This window comes from Saccharopolyspora flava (assembly GCF_900116135.1).
Lineage (GTDB): Bacteria > Actinomycetota > Actinomycetes > Mycobacteriales > Pseudonocardiaceae > Saccharopolyspora > Saccharopolyspora flava.
Genome location: NZ_FOZX01000004.1, coordinates 184,199 through 200,519 on the forward strand (window position 1 = coordinate 184,199; position 16,321 = coordinate 200,519).

Here is a 16,321-nt window from a genome sequence, read left to right on the forward strand (position 1 = left end):
GTTGGGTCCACAGTGGACCCACGGTCCGCCACCCTTGCTCCACCAGGTAAGAATGTCAGGACAAACCCTTGACGCAACACGATCCCATCCAGTAAAGCTGAACCAACACCAACTCCCAGCCACCCCAGGTCCGACCGAACCCGCCGACGCCCATGCGCCCGGAAAATGCCTACCGGAACGGGGGTCTCGCGCGTCGCAAGGGGAGCTGAACGGTCTGGCCCGCCCTGGCCCGCGCGCTCACCTCTCCCTGATCCGTGCGGAGGCCCACGTTCCGACGAAGGTCGTCTAGCGGAAGTCCGCGAGCGTCGTCCCGGCGGCTCCCGGGGTCAAAAACTGCGGTATTTGACCGGTCGAATACCGCGGTTTTTGACCGGTCGAAACCTCCGGTATTTGGCCTGTGGTGGTGGGTAGGGGGCAGTTTTAGTGAAAACTGTCGCGGGGTGGTGCCCGAAATGTCCGGACAGTTGTGGCAAAAACTGTCCTCTGCCCGGGAGGATGCCCGCTGTGGCGTTGCTGTCGCTGGGGTTGGGGTGGGGTGTCAGGTGGGGGTGGTGGCGGTGAGGAGTTCGTCGAGGTCGACTGTGCGGGCTGTGTCGACGAAGGCCTTGGCGAGGATGGGTTCGGGGTCCCTGTCGTGGAGGACGAGGCCGATGGTCTTGCTGATCTCGGGGTCCTTGAGGGGGACCGCGCGCATGCCCTCGGGGACGCCGAAGCGCAGCAGCCAGGAGTGGGGGAGGACCGTGGCCCACGGGCCCTCGCGGACGTGGGCGTAGAGGGCGCTGATCGAGTTGGTCTCGACCGCGGGCTGGGGCCGGGCCTGGGCCTGCTCGAAGACCGAGTTGAGGATGCGCCGGTTCTGCATGTCCTCCGACAGCAGGCACAGCGGCAGCTCGGCCGCCTCCGCCCAGGTCGCGCTGTCGCGCTCCTCGAGGTCGTCCTCGGCGGCCAGCAGCAGGTAGCGCTCGTGGTAGAGCGGGACCGTGCGGACGCCGGTCAGCGGCTCGTTGTCGATGTAGGTGACCCCGACGTCGAGCCCGTACTGCGACAGCCCCCGCTGGATCTCGATGGAGGTCATCGAGCTCACCTGCACCCGCACCCGGGGCTGGTCCTGGCACAGCAGCGACGTCAGGATCGGCACCACGCACAGCGCCGTGGGGATGCAGCCCATCCGCAGCCGGCCGCTGAGCCCTTCCCGCATCGCCCCGACGTCCTCGACCAGCGCGTCGCGCTCGGCGAGGATGCGGTAGGCCCACTTGAGGATCCGCTCTCCCTCGGGGGTGAACCCGATGAAGCGGTTGCCGCGCTGGATGATCTGGACGTGCAGCTCGGCTTCGAGCTTGCGGATCGCCGCCGACATCGCGGGTTGCGAGATGTAGCAGGCCTTCGCGGCGCGGGCGAAGTGCTTCTCGCGCGCGAGGGTGGTCAGGTATTCCAGTTGCCGCAGCAGCATGCGGGCATGCTAGTCCCGCGCACGAACGCGAGGCCCGGCCCGCTGGTGGGGCGGGGTTGCGCGCGGTGATCGCCCGAAGCGGATGCGCGGTCTGCCCGTTCGGACTCCGCAACTACCCGAACGGACGGTTTTCCTTGGTGTGCAACGAGATCAATTGCACGCCTGGTCACTGGACCAAGTGGATGGCCGCTCTTGCTTCCACGTATGGCGACCCCTTAGCGTGATCGGGGTCACGCCCAGTGGGCGGTGGCGCATGTCTGGACGACGACGAGGAGGTCGTGATGGCCGGCTTGGTCCCGCCGCTGGAAATCGCACCGAGCACGCCCGGCGGAGATGCGCTGACCTCCACCTCCGCCGTCGCCAAGGCCTGGGAGGCCTTCGCCACCGGTGACGACGTCACCGCGTCGGTGCGCCCCGAGATCCTCGCCTCCTGGTACCGCTGCCGAGATCAGTACGAAGTGGACCCGGGACTGGACGCCGCACCACCGGCCCCCGGCCACCACGACCACGGACCGGACAACGACGTCATCTTCACCCAGCTCGGCGGGCTGGGAGCACTGGCGGGCCGCGACGTCGAGCTCGACGGCGGGGTCGTGGCGGTCACCGACGGCACCGGGCGCATCCTCGGCACCTGGGGCGACCCGTCGACCCGGCGCCGCGCCGAGATGTCGAACATGGCGCCCTGGTCGTCGTGGTCGGAGAAGGCCACCGGCACCAACGGGATGGGCACGTCCTTCGAGGTCGCGGGCCCGGTGACGGTCACCGGACCCGAGCACTGGTGCGAGGGGCTGCACCAGTGGGACTGCGCGGGCATCGCCATCCGCGACGTCGTCACCGGATCGGCCATCGCCTCGATCAACATCTCCCGGTGGGGCGCGACGCTCTCCGAGCAGGTCCCGACCTGGCTGCGCACCGCCGCGGCCGGCATCGAGCAGGAGATCCACCGCAGAGCCGTCGGCGAGGCCCGGCGCGCGGTCGCCGCCTTCAAGCAGGAGCGCACCGACTCCACCGGCCCGCTGGTCGCCCTGGACCGCGGCGGCAAGATCATCGCCGCCAACGCCGCGGCCCTGGCCATGCTGCGCCTGCCGGGCGACGCCCCGGCCTCGCGCGGCGCGCTGGAACCCGGCGAGCGCTCCTGCCCCGAGATCCCCGAGCTCGACGACGTGGTGCGCTGGGCCGCGAGCCGCGCCGCGCAGAATCCACAGTGGAGCGGCTACGCCCAGCTCGGCGTCGCCGCCGAAGGAACCATGCCCGCGACGCTGCGGCCCATCACCGAGGCCAACCGCGTCGTCGGGATGCTCTGCGCCTTCGGTCTCCAAGAGGGCGAACCGTACGGGCGCGCGGGAGAGGGCGCCGCGGTGCCGATGCCCCCGCGGGTCATCGGGATACGCAACGACCGCCTGGTGCTGCTGGCCCCGTCGGAGATCCGCTACGCCGAGGCCGACCGCAACACCGTGTGGCTCAGCACCGACCGCGGCCGGATCCTGGCCGCCACCAGGGGACTGGACCACGTCGACCAGGCGCTGACCCGCCACGGGTTCCGCCGCGTGCACCGCCGGTTCCTGGTCAACCTCCGCCGGGTCGCCGAGGTCGAGCGCGGCACCAAGGGCGAGCTGTTCCTCGTCACCGACCCCCGGGTGCCCGAAACGGTCCCCGTCTCCCGGCGTCACGCGCCGGAAATCCGTCGCCTCTTGGGCGTTTGACGAGCGGCACGCGCTGCCGGAGCGGGCGATCACGCGCAAGCTCGAACCGCACCGCTCGTAGTCCCCGCGGTGCCGCTCGTGGGCGGTTCCACGCCGCCGGTCGGCGATCGGTTGTCACCGCGACGACCGATCGCCGAGGCTGTGAACTGCCCGAACACGTGAACTGCGAGGAGGCATTCATGACCTGGGAGACCCCTGCCTACACCGTGATCGACGTCTGCGCCGAAGTCACCGGCTACCACCACCAGGGCTGACGGTCGATCGTGCTCATCCACTGCCTGGGAGTCGCGGCAGGTGGCGGGTACCCGCAGTGGAACTGCGCCTGCGCCGGATGCCGTAAGGCCCGCACAGCACCGGAGCGCGCTTCGGCGCACGCGGGCCTGGCGGTGTCCGGCACGGGCGACCGCTGGTACCTGCTCAACGCCACTCCCGACGTGCACCACCAGATCGCCGCCGACCCCCGGCTGCACCCCGGACCCGGGGTGCGGGACACACCGGTCGCCGGCGTGCTGCTCACCGACGCCGAGTTCGACCACACCATCGGACTGCTGGTGCTCCGCGAGGGCTCGGCCCTCGAGGTGCGCGGCACGGCACCGGTGCTCGCGGCGCTCACCGACCACTTCCCGGTGCGCGACCTGGTCGCCGACTACGCCGACTTCCGGTGGGAGACCCTCCACGTCGGCAAGCCCGTCGACCTCGACGAACGGCTCCGGGTGACGGCCTTCGCGACCGGCAGCAAACCGCCGCGCTACGTCGGCCGCCTCGCCGGACCCGGCGAGTGGGAGACCGGTTACGTGCTGCACGACCCGGTCAGCGGCGGCACCGCCGTGTACGCGCCGGGCGTGCCGCGGTGGGACGAGCACTTCGCCGAGCAGGTCGCCGACGCCGAGTGCGTGTTCGTCGACGGGACGTTCTGGACCGACGACGAGATGGCCCGCCAGGGCACCGGGGACCGCCCCGGCAGGTCCATGGGCCACATGCCCATCAGCGGCCCGGACGGATCGGCGCGCCGGCTGGCCGCGCTGCCCGCCCGCCGCAAGATCTACGTCCACGTCAACAACACCAACCCCATCCTCGACCCGGACTCCGCCGAGCGAGCTGAACTCGCGGCGCAGGGCATCGAGGTGGGACGTGCGGGTCTGGAGGTCGAACTATGAGGCCCTGGTCGTCGGAGGAGTTCGAGGCCGAGCTGCGGGCGGTGGGCGAGGCGCGCTACCACCACCTGCACCCGTTCAACCAGCGGATGCACGCCGGAGACCTCACCGAGGAGGAGTTCCGCGGCTGGGTGCGCAACCGGTTCTACTACCAGATCAACCTGCCGATCAAGGACGCGTTCATCCTCACCAAGCTCCCCGACGGAGCGCAGCGGCGCCGGTGGATCAAGCGCATCACCGACCACGACGGCACCGCCGACACCGAAGGCGGGATCGAGCGCTGGGTGCGGCTCGGCGCCGCGGTCGGGCTGTCCCGCGAGGAGCTGCACGACGTCCGCACCGTGCTGCCCGGGGTGCGCTTCGCCGTCGACGCCTACGTCGACTTCTGCCGGCACAAGCCCTGGCTGGAGGCGGTCGCCTCGGCGATGACCGAGCTGTTCGCGCCCGACCTGCTCAGCCGCCGCATCGTCGACGTCGAGAAGCACTACCCGTGGCTGGACTCGCGCGGCCTGGAGTACTTCCGGACCCGGTTGACCCAGCAGCCCGCTGACATCGAGCACCTGCTCGGCCTCGTGCTCACCCACGCCGACACCCGCGAGAAGCAGGAAGCGTGCCTGCGCGCGCTGGAGTTCAAGTGCGACGTGCTGTGGACCCTGCTCGATGCGGTGCAGCTCGCCTACGGCAAGGACCGGTGATGGAACCCGAGAGCAGACCCCGACTGGTGACCAAGGCGATGCTCAAGCACGACAAGGTCCGCGACGCCGACCTGCTGCTGCTGCCGGAACGCGTCGTCGAGCTCAACGCGTCGAGCTCGGCGATCCTGCGGCTGTGCGACGGCGACCGGACGGTGCGCGAGATCGTCGAGGTGCTGGAGGAGCAGTTCGGCACCACCGGGATCACCGACGACGTGCTGACGTTCCTGCGCGACGCCCGCGACCAGGGGTGGGTGATGGCATGACCTCCGCGCCCTACGGGCTCCTCGCCGAGCTCACCCACCGGTGCCCGCTGCACTGCCTGTACTGCTCGAACCCGCTGGAGCTGCAGGCGCGTGAGCGGGAGATGAGCACCGAGGACTGGCTGCGGGTGATCCGCGAGGCCGCCGACCTCGGTGTCGTGCAGGTGCACTTCTCCGGCGGCGAGCCGCTGCTGCGCCCCGACCTGGCCGAGCTCATCACCGAGGCGCGCGGCTGCGAGCTCTACACCAACCTGATCACCAGCGGCCTCGGGTTCACCGAGCAGCGCGCGCGGTCGCTGGTGGCCGCCGGGCTCAACAGCGTGCAGCTCAGCGTGCAGGGCGAGAACGCCGAGGCCAGCGAGCTGGTCGCGGCGACCAAGCGGTTCGACAAGAAGCGGGAGGCGGCGCGGATCATCGCCGACGCCGGGCTGCCGTTGAACATGAACGTCGTGCTGCACCGGCTCAACCTCGACCGGCTGGACGCGATCATCGACGTCTGCCGCGAGTGGGGCGCCGAGCGGCTGGAGCTGGCCAACACGCAGTACTACGGCTGGGGCCTGCTCAACCGGGACGTGCTGCTGCCCAGCCGCGAGCAGCTGGCGGCCGCCGAGCAGGTCTACCGCCGTCGCAAGGCCGAGCTGGCCGGGACGATGGAACTGCTGTGGATCCTGCCGGACTACTACGAGCCGTTCCCGAAGCCCTGCATGGGCGGGTGGGCCGCCACGGCGCTGACCGTCGCGCCGGACGGCGGGGTGTACCCGTGCCCGGTCGCCGCCGACATCGACACCCTGGAGTTCCCGTCGGCGAGGGAGCGCTCGCTTTACTGGATCTGGGCGAAATCCCCTGCGTTCGAGGCGTTCCGGGGCACCGGCTGGATGCCGGAGCCGTGCAGGTCCTGCTCCCGCAAGGAGATCGACTTCGGCGGCTGCCGCTGCCAGGCGTTCGCGCTCACCGGCGACGCCTCCCGCACGGACCCGGTCTGCACCTACTCGCCGGACCACCACCTCGTCGAGGACGCGGTGGACAAGGCCAACGCGCCGCGGACCACGACGCCGGACCCGGTCTACCGCCGGGTCACGACCTCGACCCGCTGAGCCCCACGCGACCGCACCCCGGCACCGGGGTGTCCGGGGTGTGCGGTGCTGGGGACGGGACAGTTTTCATGAAAACTGTCCCGTCCCGAACACCGCGAAGTTTTCATGAAAACTTCCCCCGTCCTGACGGGAGAAGGGGTCTCATCATCACCGTTCCCCTCAGGGGTGGTGCAGTTTTCATGAAAACTGTCCCGAGTCGAGGGGGCCGGGGGTGAAATCCCAGGTGTTTCTGGCTGAGAACCGTCCCTCAGCCGTTGCCGACCTCGACGTGGACGACGATCTCGTTGCCGGTGACCTCCACCTGGTGGGTGCGCAGTGGCTCGGTCGCCGGCGGGCACAGCGGTTCGCCGTTGCGGACGTCGAAGCGGGACATGTGCATCGGGCATTCCAGCGACGTCCCGTCGAAGTGGCCTTCGCTGAGGATCGCGTAGGCGTGCGAGCAGACGTCGTCGATGGCGTAGAGGCGGCCGGCGACGTTGAACACCGCCACCGGGGGCATGGTGCGCAGGCGCCGCACGGTGCCGGGCGGCAGCTCGTGGGTCGCGCAGGCTCGGACTCGATGCGTGGCCGGGGGCATCGACGCCACTCCCTTTCACCGGACTCCGGGGATGTCGGTGCCGCAGGGCCGCCCCGAGCCCGAAAACCCCGGTTTTCGTCGCGCGAAAACCGGGGTCGTCGACCAGCGGAGGGCCGGGCCTCGCGGCACCGGGCTAGCCGTGGTGGGAGCGATCGATCAGTCCTCGGACCGGTAGAAGTAGCCGGTGACCTCAGCGCAGACGTCGATCACGGTGTAGTCAGGGGTTTCCCAGGTCATCGCATCTCCTCGGGTTTCGCGGTCCGCCGGAGTTCGCTTTCCGGCGGCGGGAATCGGGGTTGACGGCAATTCCCCGATTCACCGTCGGAATCGAAGTTAGGCGCCCCCGGAAACACCCGGCAAGGCGAACGGGACGAGTGCGCGGCAACCCCGGACGAACGGCGCGGGAGGCCCAACCAGCGGCACCCGGGAAGAAATGATCAAGGATTGACGCAGATGGGTGAAAACGCTGGTCGCGCCCGGTCTCGCAGCGTTCGCGAAATGCGCCGCGGCGGCCCGGGAAAAGTCCGGAAAATGCCCCTGTCCAGCGAAGATGGCACGAATTCGGTGACGGTCGGTGCACAGCGATACTCCGCGCTTATCGCTGCATAAACGAGCGTGCGTTGAACTCCGCGTCCGGCGGCGCGACCGTGGACCCAATCTACAACGGAGTGGAGACGCAGATGACGAGAGCGGAACGGGTGCGCGGCGTGGTCGAAGCGCACCGGGGCGAACGCGGGGCGCTGCTGCCCATCTTGCACCACCTCCAGGAGGAGTTCGGCTGGATCGATCCGCAGGCGGTGCCGATCCTGGCCGAGGAGCTCAACCTCTCGCGGGCCGACGTCCACGGGGTCATCTCGTTCTACACCGACTTCCGCTCCGAACCCGCCGGCGCCACCACGATCAAGATCTGCCGCGCCGAGGCCTGCCAGTCGGTCGGCGCCGAGCGGCTGGTCGCCGACGCCGAGCAGGTCTTCGGCGTCAAGATCGGCCAGACGACCCCGGACCGCTCGGTCACCCTCGACCAGGTGTTCTGCCTGGGCAACTGCGCGCTCGGACCGTCCGCGCAGATCAACGGATGCCTGCACGGCCGGGTGGATCGCAGCCGGCTCGTCGAGATCCTCGCGGAGGGCAGCGCATGATCACCGTGCACGTCCCGCAGGACTCCGCCGCCGTCTCGGTCGGCGCGAACGAGGTCGCCGCGGCCATCCAGCGCGCCGCCGACGAGCCGATCCGACTGGTGCGCAACGGTTCCCGGGGGATGCTCTGGCTCGAACCGCTGGTCGAGGTCGACACCGAGCGGGGCCGCGTCGGCTACGGCCCGGTCACCCCGGGGCGCGTCCCGGAGCTGATCGACGCCGGGATGCTGCGCGGCGCCGAGCACGAGCTGCGCCAGGGCGTGGTCGACGAGCTGCCGTGGATGCGCGACCAGCAGCGGCTGTGCTTCGCCCGCGTCGGCATCACCGACCCGCTGTCCACATCGGACTACGAGGCGCACGGCGGGATGCGCGGTCTCCGCGCGGCGCTGGCCAAGAAGCCGTCCGAGGTCGTCGAGGAGGTCACCGCCTCCGGCCTGCGCGGGCGCGGCGGCGCCGGGTTCCCGGCCGGGATCAAGTGGAACACCGTGCTGCAGGCCGACGGCCCCGACAAGTTCATCTGCTGCAACGCCGACGAGGGCGACTCGGGCACCTTCGCCGACCGGATGCTCATGGAGGGCGACCCGTTCTGCCTCATCGAGGGCATGACCATCGCCGCCCACGCCGTCGGCGCCACCGAGGGCTACGTCTACGTCCGCTCCGAGTACCCCGACGCGGTGCGCGCGCTGCGGCGGGCCATCGACGCGGCCTACGCGGCGGGCTGGCTCGGCGAGGCAATCCTCGGCTCGGACCTGCGCTTCGACCTGTTCGTGCGGGTCGGCGCCGGTGCCTACATCTGCGGCGAGGAGACCTCCATGCTGGAGAGCCTGGAGGGCAAGCGCGGCATGGTGCGCGCCAAACCGCCGATCCCGGCCGTCACCGGCCTGTTCGGCAAACCCACCGTCGTCAACAACGTGCTCACCCTGGCCAGCGTCCCGGCGATCCTCGCCGACGGCGGCCAGGCCTACGCCGAGCTGGGCGTGGAGCGCTCGCGCGGCACCCAGGTGTTCCAGCTGGCGGGCAACGTCGCGCGCGGCGGCGTGTTCGAGACCGCTTTCGGCATCACCATCGACGAGCTGGTCAACGGCTACGGCGGCGGCACCCCGTCCGGGCGGCCGGTGCGCGCGGTGCAGATCGGCGGTCCGCTCGGCTCCTACGTGCCGCCCGAGCGGTTCGGCCTGCCGATGGACTACGAGGCGCTGGGCGAGGCGCAGGCGATGCTGGGCCACGGCGGCATCACGGTCTTCGACGACACCACCGACATGGCGGCGATGGCGCGCTTCGCGTTCGAGTTCTGCGCGGAGGAGTCCTGCGGCAAGTGCACCCCGTGCCGGGTCGGCGCGGTGCGCGGGGTGGAGACCGTCGACCGGATCGTCGGCGGGCAGGACCGCGACGGCAACCTCGCCGTGCTCAACGACCTCTGCGAGCTGATGACCGACGGGTCGCTGTGCGCGATGGGCGGGCTCACCCCGAACCCGGTGCGCAGCGCGCTGGAGCACTTCCCCGAGGACTTCCTGAAGGAGGCGAAGTAGGCGATGGGCCTGTTGAAGGAACCCGACTTCGGCACCCCGGCCCGGGCGGGGGAGGCCACCGTCACCGTCGAGATCGACGGCGTGCCGGTCACCGTGCCCGAGGGCACGTCGGTGATGCGCGCCGCCGCCGAGTCCGGCACCGACATCCCCAAGCTGTGCGCCACCGACAGCCTGGAGGCGTTCGGCTCGTGCCGGTTGTGCCTGGTGGAGATCGACGGCCGCAAGGGCACCCCGGCCTCCTGCACCACGCCGGTGGCCGAGGGCATGAAGGTCAGCACCCAGACGCCGCGGCTGGAGAAGCTGCGCCAGGGCGTCATGGAGCTCTACATCTCCGACCACCCGCTGGACTGCCTGACCTGCTCGGCCAACGGCGACTGCGAGCTGCAGGACATGTCCGGCGTGGTCGGGCTGCGCCAGGTCCGCTACGGCTACGAGGGGGAGAACCACCTCGACGCGCCGAAGGACACCTCCAACCCGTACTTCGACTTCGACGCCTCCAAGTGCATCGTGTGCTCCCGCTGCGTGCGCGCCTGCGACGAGGTGCAGGGCACCTTCGCGCTGACCATCGACGGCCGCGGGTTCGACTCGAAAGTCGTGGCCGGGCAAGGGGATCCTTTCCTGGAGTCCGACTGCGTGTCGTGCGGCGCGTGCGTGCAGGCGTGCCCGACGGCCACCTTGCAGGAGAAGTCGGTGGTCGACCTCGGCATGCCGACCCGCTCGGTGCTCACGACCTGCGCCTACTGCGGGGTGGGCTGCTCGTTCAAGGCCGAGCTGCGCGGTGACGAGCTGGTGCGCATGGTGCCCTACAAGGACGGCGGCGCCAACGAGGGCCACTCCTGCGTCAAGGGCCGCTTCGCGTTCGGCTACGCCACTCACCCGGACCGCAGGCTCAGCCCGATGATCCGGGAGAGCATCACCGACGAGTGGCGCGAAACCGATTGGGACACCGCGATCTCCTACGTGGCCGAGCGGTTCCGCGACATCCAGGCCCGGCACGGCGCCAACAGCATCGGCGGTATCACCTCCTCGCGCTGCACCAACGAGGAGGTCTACGCGGTGCAGAAGATGGTGCGGGCGGCGTTCGGCAACAACAACGTCGACACCTGCGCGCGGGTGTGCCACTCGCCGACCGGCTACGGGCTCAAGCAGACCTTCGGGACCTCGGCCGGGACCCAGGACTTCCGGTCGGTGGCCGCTGCCGACGTGATCGTGGTGATCGGGGCGAACCCGACCGACGGGCACCCGGTGTTCGCCTCGCGGATGAAGCGCCGGCTGCGGGAGGGCGCCAAGCTCGTCGTCGTCGACCCGCGCCGCATCGACCTGGTGCGCAGCCCGCACGTCGAGGCCTCCCACCACCTGCAGCTCTCGCCGGGCACCAACGTGGCGATGGTCAACGCGCTGGCGCACGTGGTGGTGACCGAGGGCCTGACCGATTCGTCGTTCGTGGCGTCGCGCTGCGAGGGCTTCGAGGAGTGGGCGGAGTTCATCGCCCGGCCGGAGAACAGCCCCGAGTCCGTGGAGTCGATCACCGGCGTGCCCGCCGAGCAGGTCCGCGAGGCCGCGCGGCTCTACGCCACCGGCGGCAACGGCGCGATCTACTACGGCCTGGGCGTCACTGAGCACAGCCAGGGCTCGACGATGGTGATGGGCATGGCCAACCTCGCGATGGCGACCGGCAACATCGGTCGCGACGGGGTGGGCGTGAACCCGCTGCGCGGGCAGAACAACGTGCAGGGCTCGTGCGACATGGGCTCGTTCCCGCACGAGCTGTCCGGCTACCGGCACGTCGCCGACGACGCGGTCCGCGAGGTGTTCGAGAAGCTTTGGGAGCGGCCGATTCTCGCCGAACCGGGGTTGCGGATCCCGAACATGTTCGACGCCGCGGTCGACGGCAGCTTCCACGGGTTGTTCGTGCAGGGCGAGGACATCGCCCAGTCCGACCCCAACACCCGGCACGTGCAGGCGGCTCTGTCGGCGATGGAGCTGGTGGTCGTGCAGGACCTGTTCCTCAACGAGACCAGCAAGTTCGCGCACGTGTTCCTGCCGGGCACCTCGTTCCTGGAGAAGGACGGCACGTTCACCAACGCCGAGCGGCGGATCAACCGGGTCCGCCCGGTGATGGTGCCCAAGCCCGGCAAGGACGAGTGGCAGGTGGCCTGCGAGATCGCCCAGGCGATGGGCTATCCCATGCACTACGACCACCCGCGCGAGATCATGGACGAGATCGCGTCCGTGACACCGACTTTCGCGGGCGTGTCGTTCGCCAAGCTGGACGAGCTCGGCAGCGTCCAGTGGCCGTGCAACGACAAGGCGCCGGAAGGCACGCCGATCATGCACGCCGAGGAGTTCGTGCGCGGCAAGGGGAAGTTCGTGCTCACCCCGTTCGTGGCGACCCGCGAGCGCAGCACCCGCCGCTACCCGCTGGTGCTCACCACGGGCCGGATCCTGTCGCAGTACAACGTCGGCGCGCAGACCCGGCGCACCGCCAACGTCGCCTGGCACCCGGAGGACGTGCTGGAGATCCACCCGCACGACGCGGAGGACCGCGGCATCTCCACCGGTGACGTGGTGAACCTGTCGAGCCGGGTGGGCACGACGTCGCTGCGCGCGAAGGTCTCCGACCGGATGCCGGTGGGCGTGGTGTACACGACCTTCCACCACCCGGTGACCGGGGCGAACGTGGTGACCACGGAGAACTCCGACTGGGCCACCAACTGCCCGGAGTACAAGGTGACCGCCGTGCAGGTCGCCCGCGAGGCGAGCCAGGAGCAGGCCGGGGCCGAGCAGCGGGAGGCGGTGATGAGCGAGTGAGCACCGACGTCTCGCCGCAGGTCCGGATGGCCAACGACATCGCCATCCAGTTCGCCCACCTCCCAGCGCGCCAAGCGGCGCAGGAGGTGGCCGACCACATCAGGATGTTCTGGGACCCCCGGATGAAGTCCGAGCTCGACCACCTCGTCGACGCCCCGCCCCAGGACCTCGATCCCCTCGCCCTCGCCGCGGCCCGCCTCCTCCGCAACACCCACGCCACCTCCTAGCCCTCCTCGGGTCAAAACCTGCGGTATTCGACCGGTCAAAACCTGCGGTTTTTGACCCGACAAAACCTGCGGTATTTGACCCGAGGAGGGGGTTTTCGGCGTGGGGTGCGGGGGTAGGTGTGGGGGAGGTGATGATGCGTTCGGGATTGGAGGGGGCTCATGCCGCAGCGTGCGTGGTCCGCGAAGGACGAGCGGCAGTACGAGCACGTCAAGCAGGGGGCGAAGAAGCGCGGGTCCGGTGAGGGCCGGGCGGAGGAGATCGCCGCGCGGACCGTGAACAAGAACCGGGCGCAGAAGGGGACCGCCCGGCAGCGCAGCGAGGTCTCCACCCAGGACATCCCGCCGCAGCGCCGCGGGGGCAAGCGCTCCGGCAACCGCGAGGGCCCGGGCGGGCGCACCAAGCGGCAGCTCTACGAGGACGCCAAGCGCGAAGGCATCGAAGGGCGTTCGAAGATGAGCAAGGAGGAGCTGCGGCGCGCCCTGTCCCGCCGCTGAGGCGTTCGCCCCGGGACGTTTTCGTTCGGGAACAACCGCAGGACTTCACCGCCGTCGCGGAACCGCGTCGCGGCCGGCCCCGTCGGAGCGGGGTGTAGGCGGCGAGTCCGCGCACCGGCACCGGTCACGAGCCGAGAACCGTTGCGCGAGTGGACGTGTGGAGTTCAGGCGATGGTGACCGAACGGATCAGCGAATTAGCCCGATTGTCAGAATCGCTGGCCGACTGCGAGCGGGGACGCGGCCGGGTCGTGCTCATCGGCGGCGGCATGGCCACGGGCAAGACCGCGCTGCTGGACGCCCTCGGCGACCTCGCGGGCGGGCGCGCGACCGTGCTGCGGGCCGTCGGTTCCCGGGCCGAGCGGGAGCTGCCGCTCGGCGTGATCGCCCAGCTGCTCGCCGGCACCGGGCGCAGCGTGCGCGACCGCGCCACCTCGCCGCTCGACGCCCGCGCGCTGGAGGAGATCAGCGCGCTGCTGCCGACCGAGCGGGGACCGCTGGTGCTGGCCGTCGACGACGTGCACCTCGCCGACCCCGAATCCCAGCAGGTGCTGCTCTACCTGCGCAGACGCATCGCGTCCTCGCGGGTGCTGCTGGTGCTCACCGAGTGGGAGCGGCCGGACCTGACCCGCGAGGCGCCGCACGCCGAGCTGGTCCGCCAACCGGACCACCGCCTCGATCTCGCCCCGCTGACGGAATCCGGCGTGGCCGAGCTGATCGGCGACGCCGACCGGGCCGCGACGGCGCTCGCGCTCACCGGCGGCAACCCGTTCCTGCTGCGCGCGCTCGTCGACGACGGCCTGGCCGTCGGCCCGCGCTTCCGCCGCGCCGTGCTGGACTGCCTGACGCGCTGGGACCCCGACTTCCTGCCGGTCGCCGTGGCGGCGGCGATCCTCGGTGAGCAGGCGTCGCGGGCGCTGGTCGCCGACCTGCTCGACCGCAGCACCCGGGCCGTGGGACCCGTCCTGGACGTCCTCGAATCCACGGGTCTGCTGCGCGAGCACCGGCTGCGCAACCCCGACGTCGTGCTGGCGAGCCTCGGTGCCGCCGAGGCAGCCCGGCTGCACGCGCGCGCCGCCGAGCTGCTGCACCGGCGCGGTCACCCGGCCGTCGAGATCGCCCGCCACCTCACCGCCGCGGGCGAGGTCCCGGGCCGCTGGGCGATGCGGCCGCTGCGCTACGCCGCCGAGCAGTCCCTGCTCGACGATGCCGACCTGGCCGTGCGCTGCCTGCAACTCGCGTTGCCCGCCGCCGAGGACGAGCGCGAACGCGTCGAGATCCGCGCCGCCCTGGTGCGCGCGGCCTGGCGGCTCAACCCGTCGCTGGCCGTGCGCCACCTCGGCACGCTCGCCGACCGCGGCGACCTGTCGTGGCGCGACGCGATCCCGGTGGCCCGGCTGCGGTGGTGGCAGGGCGAGCAGCCCTGCGACCTGCTGCGCGCCACCCGCGAGCACGCGGGAGAACCGCAGCCGCGCGACGCCGCCGAACTGCGCATCGCCGCCGAGTGGATCCACGGCGCGCTGCCCGAACCCGCCGCCCTCGACGTCGGCGACACCCGCTGGCAGCGCACCGCGCAGCTGATGGGCGCCTGGACCCAGGACGCCCCGGGCGAGGTGCTGCGCGCCGCCGAGCACGTGCTGCAGAGCTGCTCCGGGGACGTGCTGCCCGAGGCCGCGGCCGCCGCCGTGCTCGCCCTCGACCACACCGGGCACGCCGAGCGCGCCCAGCGCTGGTGCGCGGCCGTGGCCGACCAGGCCCGCAGGCAGGGCGCCACCACCACTCGCGCGCTGATCAGCGCGGTCCGGGCCGACATGTCGTGGCGACGCGGCGACCTCATCGCCGCCGAGACCCAGGCCCAGGAGGCCCTGCAGCTGCTGCACCCGCAGAGCTGGGGCGTGCTGGTCGGACTGCCGCAGTCGACGTTGATCCTGGTCAACTCGGCGCTGGGGCGTCACGACGCGGCCGCCGAACTGCTCGCCCGTCCCGTCCCGGACGAGATGGCCGCGACCACCTTCGGCCTGCGCCACCTGCACGCCACCGGCAGGCACGCGCTGGCCACCGGCCGCACCCTCGCCGCCCTGGACGCCTTCGAGCGGATCGCCGCCCGGATGCGCCGCGGCGACCCGGCGGTGCCGACCGCGATCCCGTGGCGCAGCGACCTCGCCCAGACCTACCTGCTGCTGGGCCGCCGCAAGGAGGCCCGGGACCTGGTCGCCGAGCAGCTCGGGCACGACAGCGGAGGTGCGCGCCTGCGCGCGATCGCCCTGCGCGTGCTGGCCGCCTGCAGCGAACCCCGCCAGCGCGTCGCCGTCCTCCGCGAAGCCGTGCAGCTGCTGGAACGCGTCGACGACCGGCTGGAGCTGGCCCGCGCGCTGGCCGACCTCAGCCAGGCCCACAGCGAGCTCGGCCAGCTCGGCAACGCCCGCCTGGTGCTGCGCAAAGCCGACCAGATGGCCAAGTCCTGCCAGGCCGAGGTCCTGCCGCACCACCTCCGCGACCACCTCGACACCCGCCCCGAACCCACTCCGACCACGTCCGGAACGCCGCTGCTGAGCGAGGCCGAGCGCAAGGTCGCCGAACTCGCCGCCCGCGGCCAGACCAACCGCGAGATCGGCCGCCGCCTCTACATCACCGTCAGCACGGTCGAGCAGCACCTCACCCGCGTCTACCGCAAGCTCAACGTCCGCAGACGCACCGAACTCCCAGCAGAACTCCCCCGCCTCGACCCCGTCACCGACGACCCCCACCCGACGCCTGGCCCTGCCGCCGCCGACGCGGGCGCGTCCCAGTGCTGAGTCCTTCGGCGACGGCAGTTTTAGTCATAACTGTCCCGTCTTCTCAGGGACAGTTATGACTAAAACTGCCCTGCTCCAGGACCCCGTCGAACCCGGAGCCGGGCAGCGGCACGCGAGGCCCCGCCGGGGCCTGGCCGCGAGGTCCGGAGGGGGGTCGGGGTGGGTGGCTCGGGTGGGGGTCACCTTGTTGGAGCAGTGGGTGTGCTGGGGGGTTCCGCTGGGTGGTGTTTCGGGCGGGGGTTGTTGACGTTAAGGGAGCGTAATGCGACTATCGTCCGCACCGCCGAACAGCCGCCGCCGATTGCTACTCGTGCACTTGTCTTTTCGAGCGACCGTCTCTCGTTCTTCTTGCAGTGAATCGCTTTTCGCGTCGTAGTGGATTTCTGCCTGCCCGGGG

At 71.0% G+C, this 16,321-nt stretch carries 15 protein-coding genes; 12 read left to right on the top strand and 3 right to left on the bottom strand.

Features of this window, described 5'->3' with window-relative positions; all coding sequences use genetic code 11:
• Positions 1-538 precede the first annotated feature (538 nt).
• Positions 539-1,450 (bottom strand): LysR family transcriptional regulator, encoded by a 912-nt coding sequence (locus BM424_RS14210; RefSeq protein ID WP_093417490.1) that lies wholly within the window; start codon positions 1,448-1,450, stop codon positions 539-541.
• A 281-nt stretch (positions 1,451-1,731) separates the two neighbouring features.
• On the opposite strand from BM424_RS14210, the gene BM424_RS14215 reads away from it, so the two are divergent.
• From BM424_RS14215 to pqqE, 6 genes are all read left to right on the top strand, one after another.
• Positions 1,732-3,153, top strand: coding sequence for a DNA-binding protein (locus tag BM424_RS14215; protein ID WP_093417493.1), 1,422 nt, complete (start codon positions 1,732-1,734; stop codon positions 3,151-3,153).
• A gap of 158 nt (positions 3,154-3,311) precedes the next feature.
• Entirely contained in the window at positions 3,312-3,407 is a 96-nt protein-coding gene (pqqA, locus tag BM424_RS28410) for a pyrroloquinoline quinone precursor peptide PqqA (RefSeq protein WP_139274067.1), read from the top strand.
• Between the two features lie 9 nt (positions 3,408-3,416).
• Positions 3,417-4,310: a pyrroloquinoline quinone biosynthesis protein PqqB gene (pqqB, locus tag BM424_RS14220; protein WP_093417495.1), complete on the top strand. Its 894-nt coding sequence runs from the start codon at positions 3,417-3,419 to the stop codon at positions 4,308-4,310.
• Positions 4,307-5,002 carry a pyrroloquinoline-quinone synthase PqqC gene (gene pqqC / locus BM424_RS14225; protein WP_093417498.1) on the top strand — a complete coding sequence of 232 codons (696 nt, stop codon included), beginning with the start codon at positions 4,307-4,309 and terminating at the stop codon, positions 5,000-5,002. The genes pqqB and pqqC overlap by 4 nt, the downstream gene beginning before the upstream one ends.
• Entirely contained in the window at positions 5,002-5,265 is a 264-nt protein-coding gene (pqqD, locus tag BM424_RS14230; protein WP_093417500.1) for a pyrroloquinoline quinone biosynthesis peptide chaperone PqqD, read from the top strand. The genes pqqC and pqqD overlap by 1 nt, the downstream gene beginning before the upstream one ends.
• Positions 5,262-6,356: a pyrroloquinoline quinone biosynthesis protein PqqE gene (gene pqqE / locus BM424_RS14235; RefSeq protein WP_093417503.1), complete on the top strand. Its 1,095-nt coding sequence runs from the start codon at positions 5,262-5,264 to the stop codon at positions 6,354-6,356. The genes pqqD and pqqE overlap by 4 nt, the downstream gene beginning before the upstream one ends.
• Before the next feature lie 247 nt (positions 6,357-6,603).
• Here the strand turns inward: pqqE and BM424_RS14240 are convergent, their stop codons facing one another.
• A complete protein-coding gene (locus BM424_RS14240) occupies positions 6,604-6,933 on the bottom strand; it encodes a bifunctional 3-phenylpropionate/cinnamic acid dioxygenase ferredoxin subunit (RefSeq protein ID WP_093417505.1) in 330 nt (109 codons plus the stop codon).
• Positions 6,934-7,089: 156 nt separating this feature from the next.
• Positions 7,090-7,170: a pyrroloquinoline quinone precursor peptide PqqA gene (gene pqqA, locus BM424_RS29875; protein ID WP_093417508.1), complete on the bottom strand. Its 81-nt coding sequence runs from the start codon at positions 7,168-7,170 to the stop codon at positions 7,090-7,092.
• Positions 7,171-7,613: 443 nt separating this feature from the next.
• On the opposite strand from pqqA (BM424_RS29875), the gene BM424_RS14250 reads away from it, so the two are divergent.
• The 6 genes from BM424_RS14250 to BM424_RS14275 all read left to right on the top strand — a co-directional run bounded on the left by BM424_RS14250 (position 7,614) and on the right by BM424_RS14275 (position 15,924).
• Entirely contained in the window at positions 7,614-8,072 is a 459-nt protein-coding gene (locus BM424_RS14250) for an NAD(P)H-dependent oxidoreductase subunit E (RefSeq protein WP_093418227.1), read from the top strand.
• On the top strand, positions 8,069-9,598 hold the full coding sequence (locus BM424_RS14255; protein ID WP_093417510.1) for a formate dehydrogenase beta subunit: 1,530 nt from the start codon (positions 8,069-8,071) through the stop codon (positions 9,596-9,598). The genes BM424_RS14250 and BM424_RS14255 overlap by 4 nt, the downstream gene beginning before the upstream one ends.
• A gap of 3 nt (positions 9,599-9,601) precedes the next feature.
• A complete protein-coding gene (fdhF, locus tag BM424_RS14260) occupies positions 9,602-12,409 on the top strand; it encodes a formate dehydrogenase subunit alpha (protein ID WP_093417513.1) in 2,808 nt (935 codons plus the stop codon).
• On the top strand, positions 12,406-12,636 hold the full coding sequence (locus BM424_RS14265) for a formate dehydrogenase subunit delta (protein ID WP_217649706.1): 231 nt from the start codon (positions 12,406-12,408) through the stop codon (positions 12,634-12,636). Before fdhF ends, BM424_RS14265 begins: the two co-directional genes overlap by 4 nt.
• A gap of 159 nt (positions 12,637-12,795) precedes the next feature.
• Positions 12,796-13,131 (top strand): plasmid stabilization protein, encoded by a 336-nt coding sequence (locus tag BM424_RS14270; protein WP_093417515.1) that lies wholly within the window; start codon positions 12,796-12,798, stop codon positions 13,129-13,131.
• 171 nt (positions 13,132-13,302) lie between these two features.
• Positions 13,303-15,924, top strand: coding sequence for a helix-turn-helix transcriptional regulator (locus BM424_RS14275; protein WP_093417518.1), 2,622 nt, complete (start codon positions 13,303-13,305; stop codon positions 15,922-15,924).
• Positions 15,925-16,321 lie beyond the last annotated feature (397 nt).

Excerpts from the sequence above, each read along its gene's own strand:
- BM424_RS14210 (WP_093417490.1), bottom strand. The coding sequence starts at position 1,450 with ATGCTGCTGCGGCAACTGGAATACCTGACCACCCTCGCGCGCGAGAAG.
- BM424_RS14275 (WP_093417518.1), top strand. The coding sequence starts at position 13,303 with ATGGTGACCGAACGGATCAGCGAATTAGCCCGATTGTCAGAATCGCTG.
- pqqA (WP_093417508.1), bottom strand. The coding sequence starts at position 7,170 with ATGACCTGGGAAACCCCTGACTACACCGTGATCGACGTCTGCGCTGAG.
- BM424_RS14240 (WP_093417505.1), bottom strand. The coding sequence starts at position 6,933 with ATGCCCCCGGCCACGCATCGAGTCCGAGCCTGCGCGACCCACGAGCTG.
- pqqD (WP_093417500.1), top strand. The coding sequence starts at position 5,002 with ATGGAACCCGAGAGCAGACCCCGACTGGTGACCAAGGCGATGCTCAAG.
- fdhF (WP_093417513.1), top strand. The coding sequence starts at position 9,602 with ATGGGCCTGTTGAAGGAACCCGACTTCGGCACCCCGGCCCGGGCGGGG.
- BM424_RS14270 (WP_093417515.1), top strand. The coding sequence starts at position 12,796 with ATGCCGCAGCGTGCGTGGTCCGCGAAGGACGAGCGGCAGTACGAGCAC.
- BM424_RS14255 (WP_093417510.1), top strand. The coding sequence starts at position 8,069 with ATGATCACCGTGCACGTCCCGCAGGACTCCGCCGCCGTCTCGGTCGGC.
- BM424_RS14215 (WP_093417493.1), top strand. The coding sequence starts at position 1,732 with ATGGCCGGCTTGGTCCCGCCGCTGGAAATCGCACCGAGCACGCCCGGC.
- pqqE (WP_093417503.1), top strand. The coding sequence starts at position 5,262 with ATGACCTCCGCGCCCTACGGGCTCCTCGCCGAGCTCACCCACCGGTGC.
- BM424_RS14250 (WP_093418227.1), top strand. The coding sequence starts at position 7,614 with ATGACGAGAGCGGAACGGGTGCGCGGCGTGGTCGAAGCGCACCGGGGC.
- pqqC (WP_093417498.1), top strand. The coding sequence starts at position 4,307 with ATGAGGCCCTGGTCGTCGGAGGAGTTCGAGGCCGAGCTGCGGGCGGTG.